The organism is Thermosipho sp. (in: thermotogales) (assembly GCF_020054775.1).
In the GTDB taxonomy this organism is placed as follows: domain Bacteria; phylum Thermotogota; class Thermotogae; order Thermotogales; family Fervidobacteriaceae; genus Thermosipho; species Thermosipho africanus.
This window is the reverse complement of record NZ_JAIHAP010000012.1, coordinates 20,716-36,964: the sequence shown is the minus strand read 5'-3', so window position 1 is coordinate 36,964 and position 16,249 is coordinate 20,716. Positions and strand designations below refer to the sequence as shown.

15 protein-coding genes are annotated in these 16,249 nt (G+C 31.2%); 13 read left to right on the top strand and 2 right to left on the bottom strand.

The features are described from left to right. The first annotated feature begins 146 nt into the window (after positions 1-146). From fliF to JG780_RS03770, 13 genes are read left to right on the top strand one after another with little or no spacing between them, the layout of a single operon-like run. Entirely contained in the window at positions 147-1,751 is a 1,605-nt protein-coding gene (fliF, locus tag JG780_RS03830; protein ID WP_287569249.1) for a flagellar basal-body MS-ring/collar protein FliF, read from the top strand. A 4-nt stretch (positions 1,752-1,755) separates the two neighbouring features. After that, the gene (fliG, locus tag JG780_RS03825; protein WP_004100379.1) at positions 1,756-2,766 is read left to right on the top strand and encodes a flagellar motor switch protein FliG; all 1,011 of its coding nucleotides are present in this window, start codon (positions 1,756-1,758) and stop codon (positions 2,764-2,766) included. Positions 2,767-2,777: 11 nt separating this feature from the next. Continuing rightward, positions 2,778-3,338 carry a 3'-5' exonuclease gene (locus tag JG780_RS03820; protein WP_004100377.1) on the top strand — a complete coding sequence of 187 codons (561 nt, stop codon included), beginning with the start codon at positions 2,778-2,780 and terminating at the stop codon, positions 3,336-3,338. Beyond that, complete coding sequence (locus JG780_RS03815) at positions 3,338-4,570, top strand: PhoH family protein (RefSeq protein ID WP_004100375.1); 1,233 nt, start codon at positions 3,338-3,340, stop codon at positions 4,568-4,570. Before JG780_RS03820 ends, JG780_RS03815 begins: the two co-directional genes overlap by 1 nt. A 15-nt stretch (positions 4,571-4,585) precedes the next feature. Beyond that, positions 4,586-5,143, top strand: coding sequence for a hypothetical protein (locus JG780_RS03810; protein WP_287569245.1), 558 nt, complete (start codon positions 4,586-4,588; stop codon positions 5,141-5,143). Continuing rightward, positions 5,137-7,593: an ATP-binding protein gene (locus JG780_RS03805; protein WP_287569244.1), complete on the top strand. Its 2,457-nt coding sequence runs from the start codon at positions 5,137-5,139 to the stop codon at positions 7,591-7,593. Before JG780_RS03810 ends, JG780_RS03805 begins: the two co-directional genes overlap by 7 nt. 3 nt (positions 7,594-7,596) lie before the next feature. After that, the gene (pyrH, locus tag JG780_RS03800) at positions 7,597-8,298 is read left to right on the top strand and encodes a UMP kinase (protein WP_287569243.1); all 702 of its coding nucleotides are present in this window, start codon (positions 7,597-7,599) and stop codon (positions 8,296-8,298) included. Beyond that, on the top strand, positions 8,299-9,075 hold the full coding sequence (ylqF, locus tag JG780_RS03795) for a ribosome biogenesis GTPase YlqF (protein ID WP_126992867.1): 777 nt from the start codon (positions 8,299-8,301) through the stop codon (positions 9,073-9,075). Further along, the gene (locus JG780_RS03790; RefSeq protein ID WP_287569241.1) at positions 9,060-9,527 is read left to right on the top strand and encodes a chemotaxis protein CheX; all 468 of its coding nucleotides are present in this window, start codon (positions 9,060-9,062) and stop codon (positions 9,525-9,527) included. Before ylqF ends, JG780_RS03790 begins: the two co-directional genes overlap by 16 nt. After that, complete coding sequence (locus JG780_RS03785; RefSeq protein WP_004100365.1) at positions 9,527-10,180, top strand: 5'-methylthioadenosine/S-adenosylhomocysteine nucleosidase; 654 nt, start codon at positions 9,527-9,529, stop codon at positions 10,178-10,180. Before JG780_RS03790 ends, JG780_RS03785 begins: the two co-directional genes overlap by 1 nt. A gap of 12 nt (positions 10,181-10,192) precedes the next feature. Continuing rightward, complete coding sequence (locus JG780_RS03780; protein ID WP_287569240.1) at positions 10,193-11,296, top strand: D-alanine--D-alanine ligase family protein; 1,104 nt, start codon at positions 10,193-10,195, stop codon at positions 11,294-11,296. Continuing rightward, entirely contained in the window at positions 11,293-12,051 is a 759-nt protein-coding gene (locus JG780_RS03775) for an alpha/beta fold hydrolase (protein WP_287569239.1), read from the top strand. The genes JG780_RS03780 and JG780_RS03775 overlap by 4 nt, the downstream gene beginning before the upstream one ends. Then, positions 12,044-13,588, top strand: coding sequence for a Mur ligase family protein (locus tag JG780_RS03770; RefSeq protein ID WP_004100361.1), 1,545 nt, complete (start codon positions 12,044-12,046; stop codon positions 13,586-13,588). The genes JG780_RS03775 and JG780_RS03770 overlap by 8 nt, the downstream gene beginning before the upstream one ends. 60 nt (positions 13,589-13,648) lie before the next feature. Here JG780_RS03770 and JG780_RS03765 read toward each other — a convergent pair whose 3' ends face one another. Beyond that, positions 13,649-14,293, bottom strand: coding sequence for a redox-sensing transcriptional repressor Rex (locus tag JG780_RS03765; protein ID WP_012579796.1), 645 nt, complete (start codon positions 14,291-14,293; stop codon positions 13,649-13,651). Then, positions 14,271-16,247, bottom strand: coding sequence for a [Fe-Fe] hydrogenase large subunit C-terminal domain-containing protein (locus tag JG780_RS03760; RefSeq protein ID WP_287569237.1), 1,977 nt, complete (start codon positions 16,245-16,247; stop codon positions 14,271-14,273). Before JG780_RS03760 ends, JG780_RS03765 begins: the two co-directional genes overlap by 23 nt. Between the last annotated feature and the right edge of the window lie 2 nt (positions 16,248-16,249).

Below are 16,249 nucleotides of genomic sequence, written 5' to 3'. Positions count from 1 at the left end.
AATATACTACGATTTTTCAAAAGGGTTTAGTTTAAATAACTTTTTTATCTCTATAGGATATGGAAATAAATACTGGAGGATAAACTTTGGATTTGAACCGGAATTTAATAATTTATTCATTAATATAACAATATGAGGTGATGGGGTTGGAGTGGTTTAGAAAATTTCTAGATTCATTTTCTAAGTTTCCTGATTTTTGGAAAGGCTTAAAAAAGAATCAAAAAATTACTATGCTTTCACTTTTAGTGGCAATTTTAATTGCCGTAGTATTAACTGTTATACTAAATGCTCCAAAGTACGTTCTCTTGATCTCTGCCAATAACGAAACAGATGCTGGAGCCATCATTCAGCAGCTTGAAGCACAAGGAATACCTTACAAAGTAGAGGCCGGAAATAGAATATTTATTCCATCATCTTACAATGTGTACGAAGTAAGAATGAAACTAGCATCTAGCGGGGCTTTGGGGTCTTCATCTAAAGGATTTGAATTACTTGACCAAAGTAGTTTTGGTGCTACAAGCTTTGACAAACAAGTAAACTATCAGCGAGCATTACAAGGTGAATTAGAAAGAACAATTGCAACAATCAATGGAGTAAAATTTGCAAGGGTACACCTTACTTTGCCAAAATATACATACTATGTTCGTGGTGAAATGGCAGAAACAAGAGCTTCTGTCCAGTTGGTACTTGATCCAGGTGTTAGTCTTTCAAAAGAACAAATCAAAGGAATCATCTACCTTTTAACTGGTGCAGTAGAAGGCTTGAAACCTGAAAATGTTAAGGTTGTTGATAACTATGGACGAGCTTTAAGTGATTTAGTAAACTTCGATGATAATACAGTTGCAGCTTCAACAAAAGTCGAGCTAAAAATGCAATTAGAAAGTTACTACAAAAAAAAGATTCAACCTGCACTTGAAACAGTGTTTGGCTTTGGAACAGTAGAAGTTATTCCAGATGTAAAATTGAATTGGCAAAAGGCAGAAAAAACAATAACTACATACAGCACACCAAAGGGCGGACTTATCAGGAGTCAAGAAACCGAAAGTGAAAAAAGTACAACAGCTCCTGCAGATGGTGGTCCAGTTGGAACTGAATCAAATATACCAACTACATACTATCAAAGCGTTGAAGGCTCAAGCGTTACCCTATATGAAAAAAATCATCAAATTACAAACTATGAGCTAAATCAAATAGTTGAAAACATTGTTCAAAATAACGAAGGTGAGATAGAAAACATATCACTCTCTGTTATTATAGATTCATCTTCAACAGTGTTCAACAAAATCTCAAAAGAAGAAATAAATAAAATGGTTTCAGATGTTATAGAAAAAAGTATAGCCGCAAATTCAAGCCCATCTGCAATTTCATACTCTCTTGCATTCATTCCATTTAGCAGAGAGGCAGAAGAAGAATTTTCAAAAATAATAGAACAACAAACAAAACAAAAAGAGTTTTTTTACAAAGCAACTTTACTTTTAATTGCTACAATTCTTGTATTTTTTGGAACATATGGATTCTTGTTACAATTAAAGAAAGTAAAATCAAGAAAGCTCGTCTTGCAACGATATAAAATGCTTGAAGAAGAAGTTCAAAAGGTTATGGAAGAAAAAACAGGAGAAGAAGCCGAACAAATACTTTCAGAAGCTCAAAAAGTTATTGAAGAGCTTAGAAATTATGCAAAACAACTTGCAGTAAAATCACCAGAAGAAGTAGCATCTATAATAAAGATCTGGATTTCGGAAAGAGGGTGAACATATGGCCGAGAAAACTAGTATACCTGGAAAAAGAAAAGCCGCTATTTTACTTGTTTTAATGGGGCCTGAAAATGCTGCAAATGTACTTAAAAATCTTGACGAATCAGATGTAGAACAGTTGACAATAGAAATTGCAAATTTAGGGAATGTTAAAGACGATGAAAAGCAAGAAGTTTTACAAGAATTTAAAGAACTTTCAAAAGCTCGTGAAATGTTACTATCAGGTGGAATTGAATATGCAAAAGAAATGCTCATAAAGGCATTTGGCCCAGAAAGGGCAATGAAAGTAATAGAAAGACTTGTTTCTAACCTGCAAGTTAAACCATTTGAGTTTATGAGACTTGCAGATCCCATGCAAGTTGTTAACTTTTTGCAATCGGAACATCCTCAAACTATAGCTCTTGTATTAAGCTTTTTAGATCCACCACTTGCAGCAAAAGTTTTATCTGCACTGCCAGAAAAAATTCAAGCAGAAGTCGTTAAAAGAATTGCTTTGCTTGATAGAGCTTCACCTGATGTTGTTAGAGAGATTGAAAAGAACCTTGAAAAGAAATTCAGTGGTCTTGGTGTTCAAACATTAAGTCAGGTTGGCGGTATAGATACTGCTGCTGAAATTATCAACAACATCGATAGAGCCACTGAAAAATCCATCATGGAAAAGCTCGGCTATGAATCACCTGAGCTTGCAGAAGAGATTAGGAGAAGGTTATTTGTCTTTGAAGATCTGCTTAAACTTGATGATAGATCCGTACAACTTGTTTTGCGTGAAGTTGATACAAGAGACCTTGCTGTAGCACTAAAAGGAGCTTCTGAAGAACTAAAAGAAAAGATATTCAACAATATGTCAAAGAGAGCAGCTCAATTATTAAAAGACGAACTAGAGTTTATGGGGCCAGTTCGTATTAAAGATGTTGAAGAAGCACAACAAAAAATTATTAACGTTGTAAGAAGACTTGAGGAAGCAGGAGAAATTGTTATCGCAAGAGGTGGAGGAGAAGAACTAATAGTTTAGGAGGAAACTTAATGTTAGATGAAAATGTATACTGTGTCATGGATACAGAAACAACGGGATTAAATCCTTATTTTGGTGATAGGATAATCGAGATTGCAATTGTACCTGTATACAAAAATAAAATCGTAAAAAAATGGATCTACCACTCTCTTGTAAACCCGAATATAAGGATACCTGCTCTTACTGAAAAGATACACGGAATATCTAATGATGCAATAACAGATGCTCCATCTCTTGAAAATATTATTTCAAATGTTAGAGCATATGCAAAAGGAACTATTTTTGTAATGCATAACGCATATGTTGACCTTTCTTTTATAGATATTGCTACAAAAGAAATAGGTGAGTTCCCTATAAATTTTAGATATATTGATACACTTGAAATTTCACAGGTACTGTACAATAAAAAAAGAAGCTTGGAAAGCCTTGTAAAAGAATTTAAAATAGCAGATAAAGTACCGCACCGCGCTCTTGAAGATGCCATATTAACAGCGAAGGTCTTCTTAAAACTTTACGAAAAAATAGGCTACAATAACATAAACGAATTTATAAGAATTTGGGGGGATAGGTAATGGTCAAAAATTTTATTTTAGATACCAATGTTTTAATACATGATCCACAATCAATTTATTCTTTTGAAGATAATAATGTAATAATACCTCTTCCAGTTTTAGAAGAATTAGATAACTTGAAAAGACATTCTGGGGGACTTGGAAAATTCGCAAGAGATGCTATAAGAGAGTTAGACAATTTAAGAAAACTTGGAAAACTTTCAGAAGGTATAAAATTAAAAAATGGCGGGACTTTAAAGGTAATTTCGCTAAAAAAAAGCGATCATGAAAATATAGATTTTTTGTATGAAAAATACATCGACAATTGGATATTAGTTTACACACTACACGTTATGAAAAACTCCAAGAATCCTACCTTTTTGGTTTCAAAAGATATTAATTTAAGGGTCAAAGCCGATGCTCTTGGAATCCCATCTCAAGATTATCTAACTGATAGATCAGACCTTGAAACACTAAACCCTGGTTATTTTGAAACATCCAACGTTGATATGCTCGATAAATCAAATTTATTTCCTAATTCCTATATAATTTCCAGAGATAAATATTTTAGATATGATGGAGAAAATTTACTTGAAATGAAAAAACATATTCAAGCATGGAATGTAAAACCAAGAAATAGAGAGCAATTTTTTGCAATGGATGCATTACTAAATGATGATATTAAACTTGTTTCGTTGATTGGAACAGCTGGAACTGGTAAAACCTTTATTACACTGGCTTGCGCTCTTGAAAAGACTGTAACAGAACAAAAATATGAAAAGATAATTGTTGCAAGACCCCTTGTCGCTATGGGAGGGAAAGACTTAGGGTATTTACCAGGAAATATTGAAGAAAAAATGAAACCATGGATGTCACCAATATATGATAATCTTGAATATCTTTTCAAAATTTCAAACATAAATATGAAAGAATTTATGAAAAAGGAAATAATAGATATAGAAGCTTTAACATATATTAGAGGCCGATCAATTCCTAATCAATTCATCATTATTGATGAAGCACAAAACCTGACACCACATGAGATAAAAACTATTCTTACAAGAGCGGGAGAAAATACAAAAGTTGTTCTCCTCGGCGATCCATACCAAATAGATACACCTTACCTTGACAAAGATAGCAACGGGCTTGTATACGCTGCAACAAAATTCTTAAATAGCAAATTATCTGCACATGTTGTCCTAAAAAAAGGTGAACGTTCACTACTTGCTAGTGAAGCAGCAAATCTTCTCTAAGGGGGTTTTAGATATATGGAAATAAAAGTTTCTAATTTAGAATTATTCAGTATTCCATTTGGAATAAGTGTCCTCTGGAATCTTATTTTTCAAGCAAAAATAAATCTTCTTGACAAACTATCAAAGCAATATGAAAATGCTCATTTTGTGTTTTCAAACATTCTTGGAGATTTTGGAGTGTATGATAAGGTAAATGAAATTCTTTCTGCATATTTTAAAAACTACAGTATAACTGAAGAAGAATTTGATTTTAACTCCTCACCTATAAACAATATACCAATTATACAAATAGATAATGAAAAGCAAAAATTTGAAACTGAAACAATTGGAATTTTTTATCCTTCAGATCTTTCAAATCTTCCTGAAAAGAAATACTCAAAAAATATCATTGTTTTAAAGCAAGTTGTTGACCAACAAACGTATGAAAAATTAGCTGAAGATTATATTGTAATAGGAGATTTTGAAAAGCTAGAATACAAAAATCTTCTTGAAAGAAAAGTAACAGATCTTACCCAAGATGACGCCACAAAATCTTTCTTGTTAAAGGTTTTAAGAGGTGATAAAGTATGTTGATCAAAAAAGTCAAAATAAATGGATTTGGAAAACTAAAAAATAAAGAAATAAAATTTAAGCCAGGTTTAAATGTTATTTTTGGACCAAATTCATCTGGAAAAACAACACTTGCATATTTTCTATTAAATTCTCTTTCAAAGCCAGGAAATGAAATAAAGAAGTACGAGCCATGGAATCATTTTGAATTTGGCGGAGAAATTTCAACCGACGAAGGAGATTTTAAAGTCGACTTTCTCAACGGTGAATTTAACTCTTTAGTTGACAGAGAACTTTTAGAAACTATTGGATTTATAATGGAAGATGAAAAACTGGATACAATAAAGGAAAAAGATACTTTTGTAATAAGTTACATGAAAAAAAGAATGCAAAAAAATGAATGGGGCTTAAAACTAACAGATGCAATTAACAAAACTGATGAGTATGCAAATGAAATTCAATTATGTATTGAAAATATAAGCAAACAAATATCTGAAATTGATAGCTACATTGAGTCAGTAAAGGAAAAAATAAAAAATTATAACAATAAAATATTGAAAAAAAATGAACTAAAAAGAAAGAGTGAGCAGTTAAAGCAAATATTAGAAGAAAAAGAAGAAGAAATATCAAACTTAAAAAGAGAATATATTCAAGAAATAACCGAAAAAATTAATTCTTTAAAAACTGAAAGAGATAAACTTAACTTAAACCTCAAAGAATATCTCAAATTTTCAAAGATTGACAGAGATACAGTTTCTCAAGCAAAAGAACTCTTGGAAACAATTGAGGTTTTAGAAAACAACATCAAATCAATTTCTTCTCAGCTTGAAGAACTTGAAAACAACTTTTCTTCAATAGAAAATGCCCTTAATGAAAAAATGAAAAACTTAAATATAGAAAATGAAAAAGACCTTGAAAAGGTACATTTAAAGATCAAAAATTTATCACTTTTAAAGAAGTTATACGATGAAAAGAAAGCAAAACTTGAAAATATATTAGAAGAAAATCCTCTCTGGAAGTTATTTACGGAAAATGAAGAGATAATTGAAGAAGTTGAAAAGCAAGAAGCAATTTATAGAGAAAATCAAGCAAAGATTCAAAATAAAATCGAAGAAAACGAAAAAGTATTAAAAAAATTGAATTCATCTATAAAAGTCCACAAAGACTTTTCGTTTGTATTCTTTTTTGCTGCCATAATATCATTGCTTCTTGGATTTGTTATGAGAAATATAAATACATGGTTATTTTTTGGAGCAGCATTTACCGGCTTTATAGGCTTATTTGAAACAATTCTTTGGAGAAAAATAGAATCAAAAATTGATGAAGTAAAAGCAGAAATTCAAGAGCTTACAAAGAGGAAAATGATACGTCCAAACTATTTGAGCATTTTAAAGGACTATAATCTAAAATCAATAAAGGAATTAAGACAGAAATACTATGAATTCATAGAATGGAAAACCAGAAAAAAAGAATATAATCAAGTTAGTGAAGAATTTAAAAACTTAGAATCTGAAATACTTAGAGAGTTAAAAGACTTTAACTTGGGAAGCGCAGCCCAAATAATTGACTCAGGTATTGCATACCTTGAAAAAATATACAATGATATCCAAAAACTACTCCTTTCAAAATCTTCCATTGAAAGAGAAATTGATAAATTAAACGAAGAATTGGAAAGAATGAAAGCAAAAAGAGAAGAAAGCTTTACCAGCTTAAATAAAATGCTGGATAATCTTAAAATTTCTATTGATGAAATCAAAGACTTTGAGAATATCTACAATGAATATTTGAAGATTAAAGAAACAATAACAAAAATAGATTCTGAAATTGAAAAATTTGAAAATATTCTTTCTGAAGAAATATATCCGGAATATATAATGTCAAAAATCTATGAAACCGAGAAATTAAGAGATGAACTAAATTCATATGAAAAGGATCTACAAGAAGATATTGAAAAAGCTCCAGAATTTAGTGAAATACTTGAAAATTTAAAAAAGAGAGATGAACTTTCAAGAAAACTTGAAACTCTAAAAGGATATTATTCAAACATTGAAGTATCAAAACAAATTCTTCAAAAAAATCTTGAAGAATACGTTGAAACTTATGGTAAGAAATTTAAAGAAGAATTTACCAAAATACTTCTTTCTATTACAAACGAACCCTTACCATTAATAGTTGAAGAAAACCTATCAGTTAGATTGAACATTAATGGTGAAAAACTTAATCCAAATGAATTTTTAAGCGCTGCAACATTTGATCAATTGTTGTTTGCATATAAAATAGCGCTATATAGAACTATGTCTGAGCATAATTTACCCCTTGTAATAGATAACGCACTTATAAGATATGACAATACTAGATTACAAAAAACTCTGGAAATATTAGACGAAGAATCTAAAAGAAGACAGATAATCCTATTGACAAGCGATGAAAGACTTAAAGCCAAATTTAAAGAAGTCATGATATTGGAGGGATAAAAGATGTACAAAAGGGTTCTTCTAAAATTAAGCGGTGAGGTACTTAGCGGTGAAGGTGAAAAAGGATTCAATATTGACAAAATTATTTACCTTATTGATGAATTAAAGTCTGTTCTGGAATACGGTACAAATATTGGGATAGTAATAGGGGCCGGAAACCTTTTCAGGGGAAGAGAAATGAAAGAGTTGTCTCCCACAATTGCAGATCAAATCGGAATGCTTGGCACCGTAATCAACGCGTTATACCTAAAAGACCTATTTGAAAAACACGGATTAAGAACTGTTGTAGTTTCACAGGTTACCTCTCTTCCATCAATTAGGCCCATTCATTATGACGATATAAATCTTTATTTTGATGCAGGATACCTTGTAATCTTTGCAGGTGGTACAAGTAACCCATTCTTTACAACGGATACTGCTGCAGCTTTGAGAGCTGTTGAAATGAAAGCAGATATATTAATTAAAGGAACAAAAGTTTCAGGAATATTTGATAAGGATCCAAAAAAATACGAAGATGCAATAAAATTTGATAAATTAACCTTTAACGAGGCAATTGAAAAAGAATTAAAAATTATGGATACAGAAGCATTTTCAATTTGTAGACGATATAACATGAAAATTTTGGTAATGGACTTCTTTAAAAAGGGAAATTTACTGCGTGCAATTAGAGAAGAAAATGTTGGTACTTTGGTGGTGCCAAAATAAATGTGGTATCCTGGTCATATAAGTAAGGCAAAAAGAAAAATAAAAGAATACCTAAAAGCTGTCGATACTATAATGATAATTCTAGACGCAAGAGCACCTCTTGCAACTACTGCCTTTGAAGAAAATATATTCTCCAATAAAGATGTTTTGTTTGTCTTAAACAAAGCTGACCTTTCAGATGAAACATACAATAACCTCTGGGTTAAGGAAATTAGTAAAACTAATCCTGTTATAACATTTTCAAAGAAAGAGTCCGTTGAAAAAATTAAAAAGTTTATTAAAACCTATTCAAAAGAAAAATTAAAAGAGACAAGGATACTAATAGCTGGTGTTCCAAATGTTGGAAAATCATCTATAATAAACAAAATTTCTGGAAGAAAACTTGCAAAAACAGGAATGGCTCCTGGAATTACAAGGGGTCTTCAATGGATAAATCTTGGTAAAGTAAAGCTACTTGATACTCCTGGAATACTATATTCAAAACTTTTTAATAAAGACGTGACCGCAAAATTACTTTTAATTGGTAGTATTCCTGTAGAATCTGTTGATAAATATGATATAATTACACGTGCGTATGAAATTTTTAGTAATGAATTAAATATTAAAGAAACATTTGAAGAATTTATAGAAAATTTTGGAAAAAAGCGCGGATATCTAGCAAAAGGTGGACTTGTAGATTTTGAAAGGGCAAAAAACAACTTTTTTAAGGCTGTTGCTGAAGGTAAATTTGGAAGAATGACATTTGATAAGGAGGTGCAACTATGGATGCAAAGATAATAAATTCTTTAATAACTGCGGTTAATTCAACTTTTAACATGGTATTACAGGTAGAACCTAAGGTCTTAAAACCAGAGATCGCAAAAGGTATAGATCCAAAATATCCTATAGTTACAGTTATAGGTTTTAACGGAGATATAGAGGGGAATCTAATTTACTCATTTAACGAGGAAACTGCAAAAAACGTTGTAAGTAAAATGATGGGAATGCCTTATGATACTCTTGACGAGCTTGCGCTAAGTGCATTAGGAGAACTCGGAAATATGGCAAGTGGTTCAATAGCAATGAACCTTGAAAAAAACAATTATAAAGTTGACATAACACCTCCAACAGTTATAACAGGAAAAGAAATACAAATTACGGCTGAAGGTGTTATACTAAAACTTCCTTTGAATATTTTCTCAGAAGGAGACTTTGAAATACATATGGTAATCAGAAGCGGGGGGAAATAATGATTGTAATAACAAGTGTTTTGCGCGAAGAAATAGTGGGGGCGTTTAGAGAGCTAATGCCAGTCTTGGAAAACGGAGAAATTCTCAAAAGGCCATATATGAGAGGACTTATAGGTGCCAATGAAGTCCTCCTTGTCTACGGTCTTATAGGGAAAGTAGAATCTGCAATGATGGCCCAAGCACTTATTGATAATTTTCATCCAAAATACTTTATACATTGCGGAGGCGCTGGAATAATTAACAGCGAAAGAAAAATTGGCGATATTGTCTGTGGAACAGAATATATTGAACATGATATAAAATTTAGGCAAAAGCAAATTAAAAAAATTAAAGCCTCTCAAACACTTATCGAACGTATATCCGACGTGTATAACAAGGTTATACTTGGACCAATCGCAAGTGGAGATATATTTGTTGATTCAGTAGAAGAAAAAACAAGAATATTCAACGAAACAAAAGCTGAATTAGTTGATATGGATAGTGCTGCAATTGCAAAGGTTTGTTATGAAAACGATGTTGAATTTTGTGCAATAAAAATTGCACTTGACAGAAGTGTTGAAGGAAGTACTATTGAAATACAACAAAATCTAAAAAAACTTGCTCCGTTCCCTTCGGCAATAGTTGCTGAAATGCTTGAAAAGCATCTTCTATAATTGGAGGTAGATATGATAAACGTTGGATTACTCTTTGGGTCAAAAAGTGTAGAGCACGAGATCTCTATAATAACAGCACATCAAGTGCTGAGTTTTGTTGATAAAAATAAATACAATATAATTCCTATATATATTACTAAAGATGGAAAATGGCTAACGGGAAAGATTCTCGAAGACCTTGAAAATTTTAAAAATCTTGAAAGACTTGAAAAAAAAGCAAAACAAATTTCATCTATCTCTGCAAAAGATGGAAAATTAATCTTACATAGCAATATAAAAAAAATTACTATCGATGTCTGTCTTTTAACATTTCACGGAAGCAACGGTGAAGATGGTAGCATTCAAGGAATGCTAGAATTTCTAAATGTTCCTTATACGGGTTGTGGAATGTACTCTTCAATGTACACAATGGATAAAGTTATAACAAAACTTATTTTAAAAGAAAAAAATATTCCTGTAGTTGATTTTCTATACACAAGCAAAAAAAATTACACAAATGACTTTTTAAAACATTGTAAAGAAGTTCTTGAATATCCATTGATAGTTAAGCCTGCAAGGCTGGGTTCAAGTATTGGAGTAAAAAAAGTAAATGATAAATGCGAGCTAGAAGAAGCAATTGAAACTGCTTTTTCTTTCGATGACAAAGTTATAGTTGAAAAGTGGATTGATTCTAGAGAGTTAAATTGTGCGGTAATGGGATACAAAAACATAGTTGTATCAGAAATAGAAGAAATAAAAAAACAAAAAGATTTTTTTGATTACAACGAAAAATACGTTCAAAAAGGTAAAAAATTTTCAAATCATATAATTCCCGCACCAATAGATGAAAATTTAAAAAATGCCATCAAATCTATAGCACATGATACATTTAATGCACTGGAATGTCATGGAAATATAAGAATTGACTTTTTGCTATCTAAAGATAACAAAATATACGTTAACGAAGTTAATAGCATTCCTGGTGCACTTTCATACTACCTATGGCAAATGAGCGGTTTCACATTTTCTCAAGTGATTGATAACATGATTTCAATTGCTTTTGAAGCTTTTAAAGACAAAAAATCCAAAATATATTCCATAGATACCAATCTATTCGACTTAAAGGTGGAAAAATGAAGAAAAAAATTTCAGATATTACAATAAACTACAAAGTTATAGAAAATGGCGAAAAAAATATCCTGTTTTTACACGGGTGGGGAGCAAATTTAAATTCTTTTTTGCCCGTTGCAAAAGAACTAAAATGCAGGTCATTTTTAATTGATTTACCAGGATTTGGTGAAAGCTCTCTTCCAAACTCAATTTATTCAAGCTATGATTATGCTAACTTAATTGAACGCTTTATAAACGAGTTAAATTTAGATAGTTTAATACTGGTTGGACACTCATTTGGAGGAAAAATTGCTTCATTAATTGCAAGCAAAAACCCATGCTGGCTTGAGAAAGTTGTTATAATTTCCTCACCTGGGATTAAGACTAAGAAAAAATTTAAGACTAGACTTAAAATTTTTACTTATAAACTACTTGCAAAAATTTTTTATACCTTTGGTCTAAAAAAAAGTCTTGAAAAACTAAGAAATAAATTTGGCTCACAAGATTATAAATCATCAAAAGGTATTATGAGAGAAATTTTAAAAAATGTTATCAATGAAGATATATCTACAGAATTAAAAAAGATCAAAAAGGATACCTTAATAATATTTGGAAAAAACGACGATGCAGTTCCAGTAGAAGTAGGAATCAAATTCAACCAGTATATTGAAAATTCAAAATTAATAGTTTATGAAAACGCAGGGCATTTTCCTTTTTTGGAAAATTTTGATAGTTTTCTATATGATTTAAAAAAGTTTATAGGAGAGATCAACAATGGATAAGGTATTTCTATCACTTTTAGCTGCTAATTTTGTTATTAGATCTCTTTACTCACTTCACATGCTACAATTGGAAGAATACTCAGAAAAAAAATATATAAGGTGGATCTTTTCTCACATAAATAAATACATAATTAATATTCTACTAATAGCATCTTTTATATTATACTTTTTCCACCCACTATTTGCTTCTTTAATATTATTAATATCAATATTTCTTGATTTAAAGCTATTTCTTTTGAAAAAGAAAAAGAAAAGATTAGTTTTTACAAAAAGACTTAGAAGGTTAATGTACACCTCATTTTTCTTATTCGCAATTTTTTTGTCTTTAACATTTATATATAATAACATAATCTATGAAATCATAACATTTACGTTTGTCTTATTCAATTCTCTTTTTTATTACATAACCAATGGAATTTTAATACCAATAGAAAGGTTAATTAATGAACATTACTATAAAGATGCAAAAAGAAAAATATCAAGGCTTAACCCTTTAACAGTTGCAGTTACAGGAAGTTATGGAAAAACCAGCACAAAGTACTATCTCCACCATCTTGTAGCCGAGCATTATAAATCTTTAATGACGCCTGAAAGTTACAATACAACAATGGGAATAACAAAAACAATACGTGAAAAATTAGATAAATCCCATGAAGTTTTTATTGTTGAACTTGCCGAAAATGATAATTATGGCTATTCTAAATTGTTAGAACTTATAAAACCTCAAATATCTATTCTAACCTCAATTGGGATTCAACATTTTGAAGAATTTGAAAGTCTGGACAATATTATTCAAAACTTTAAAAACTTTATTCTTGATGAGCGCTCAGGAAAAAAAATAATTGCAAACATAGACGACGAAAATATTAAAAATGTTTTAGAAAATATAGACACCAAAAAAGAAATAATTACCTGTGCAATCAATGAAAAAAATGCACAATACAAAGTAGATGAATTAAAAATTTCAAAAGATGGAACTAACTTTGCAGTTATTACACCAAACAATCAAAAATTTTACTTTGAAACTAATGTATACGGATACGAAAATATTAGAAACCTTCTTCTTGCTATAGTTGCAAGCTTTGAACTAAAAGTCCCAGTAGAAGAAGTAATAGAAAGGGCAAAAAATATTGTAAAACCAAAACACAGACTTGAAATAGTAAGAAACGATACTATCACCGTTATAGATGACACATTTAATTCAAATCCAAAAGGATTTAAAATGGCACTCGAATATCTCGCACTTTTTGAAAACAAAAGAAAAATCCTTGTAACTCCAGGATTTGTAGAACTTGGTGAGAAGGAAGATGAAGAACATTACAAAATAGGAAAAGAAATAGCTAAATATGTAGATGTTGTATTCTTAATAGGAGAAAAAAGAACAGAAAAAATTTACAAAGGATTGATTGATTCAAACTTTGAAGGTAAAATATTCATTGTGGAAGATCTCAACGAGGTTATAGAAAAATTTAAAACTTTCTTACAACCCGGCGATGTAGTGTTATTTGAAAATGACCTTCCAGATAATTATAATTAATTAAATCCCCCCAATGGGAGGTTGGGGGGATGGGATGGTGTGGTGTCCATGTTGGCTTTTTCACTTTTTTTCAAGAAGGTGTTTTATTGTTAAAACACCCGTAGTTATATCTTGATTTTCCAAAACTATTCCTGGTGGTACTTTTAAAGTAACTGGTGCAAAATTCCATAAAGCTTTTATGCCATTTCTTACAAGCACATTTGCAACTTCTTGAGCGCTCTCTTCAGTAACACATATAACACCTATCTTTACTTTAAAACGTTTTATAACTCTCTTCAAATTTTCTTCAGAAAAAGGGAGAACGGAGAGTTCTCCCACAAAGCTTCCAATCTTAACTGGGTCGTTATCAAAGATAGCTACTACTCTAACACCAATTTTTTTGAATCCAGCGTACTTTGCAAGAGCACTTCCTAGATTTCCAGCTCCAACTATTATGATGTTATCCATGACCCCAATTCCAAAAAGTTCACTCAGCTCGTTTATGAGTGGAGGGATATGATAGCCAACCTTTGGTTTTCCTTTAATGTTAATGTAAGTAAAATCCTTCCTAACTTGTTCAGGTGTAATATTCAATTTTTCAGCAATACCCTCAGACGAAATATACTCACTTTCTTCTTGCAAAAGCAATGCAAGATACTTTTTTAATCTTTCAAAAGTTGGTTTTGGTATTTCCAAAGGTTTCCTATCCTTTTTCAGATTTGACATGTTTTTTGAGCACCTCTTTCACTTTCTCTGTGGTAGCCTCACTTACTATTGTATCATCAATCACAACATTTGGAGACTTACCACAGTTTTCAACACAGAAGGTGCCCTTTATTTCAACATTTTTGGCCCATTCTTCTTTGTTTACTACATCTATTAAGTCTGAAAGTATATCATATGAACCTTTTGAGTAACAGGATGTTCCAAGGCATACTTTAACCGTTGTTTTTTTATCTTCTTCAACTGGAAGAGGTAATATTTCGATATCTTCATCGTTTATTCTTTTTCTATTTCTGTATGTTGTGTGCAATACTTCATGGGAAACATGACTTAATGGTTTTTCAAGATATCTTTCATACAATGAAAGCATATGATAGTTTTCATTTGGTGAAATCAAAACATCTATACCCACTACCTCATTTAAAATTTTTGCTCTTTTCGTTCTTACTCTTGCATCATTTGGATAAGGCTGCCCTCCACCACCAATACAGCCATAGTCACAAGCCATTACTTCAACTATATCCACTTTTAACTTGCCATTTTTAATCGAATCAATAACTTTTCTTGTATTGCCAAGACCGAATACAACTACTCCGCTTATTACCTTACCATCTTTTGTTGTAGCCTTAGTAAGACGAATTCCTTTTTCAATTTCTTCAGTCTTTATATCGTCAAATTCAATTTCGCTTTCTAATACTTTCAATACACTTCCAAATACTCCACCAGTTTTTCCAAAGCTTAAACCCGATTGAGAGGACAAACCATATGGTCTATCAAATGGCATTGGTGGAACATTTTTCAAATTAAAACCACTTGATCTTATTAACTGTGATAATTCTCTTGTTGTAATTACTGCATCAACTTCTCCTGCAAGCTCTTCACGTTCTGCTTCAAACTTTTTAGCAGTACATGGCATTATAGACACAAGATAAATATCTTCTGGGTTTACTCCTATTTCTTTTGCATAGAATTTCTTTATAATACTTCCCAATGCCTGTTGCGGAGATTTTACAGTTGAAAGGTTGTTAAGATATTCAGGATAATTATGTTCTGCAAATTTTACCCATCCAGGGCAACAGGATGTAAATTGTGGAAGTTTTTCACCTTTTTCAAGTCTTTCTTTAAATTCATGAGCTTCTTCATATGCTACAAGATCTGCAGCAAATGCAACATCAAACACTTTTTTAAATCCTATCGATTTTAAAAAGTTAACAATTCTTCCTGCTACAACAACATCATCTTCCATTCCAAGTTCTTCCTGAATCGATGCACGAACCGCAGGTGCCATCATACCTATAATGTATTTACCTTCCTCCATTGCTTTGTATACATTCTGAAGGTCGTTTCTAAATGTTAAAGCGCCAGTTGGACAATGAGCCACACATTGACCACAAAGAACACAATTTGTTGTTGAAAGTTCATCGCCAAATGCTGGCATAACCTGTGCTTCAAATCCTCTAAATGCAAAGTCTATTGCACCTATAGACTGAATTTCATCACAAACTCTAACACAGTCACCGCAAAGAATACATTTTGAATTATCCCTTATAATTATTGATGAATAATCTATAATATTTGACTTGTCAAGTTTGTCAAATCTTATTTTTCTTATTCCAAATTCTTCTGCATATCTTTGTAATTTACAATTTCCATTTCTTTCACATGTTGTACAATCCCTGTTATGTGATGCAAGAATAAGCTCAAGAATTCCTCTTCTCATTTCGTATATTTCAGGTGTATGTGTTCTAACATTCATACCCTCATATGGTTTTATAGAACAAGAAGTCATTATTTGACCATCTATTTCAACAAGACACATCCTACAGGCGCCGTAAATTGAAGTTTCAGAAAGATAACAAAGATTTGGTATCTCTATTCCAATATCTCTTAATGCCTCTAAAAGATTCCTTGAATCATCCTTTATTATAGTTTCTTTTCCATTAACTATTATCTTCACTA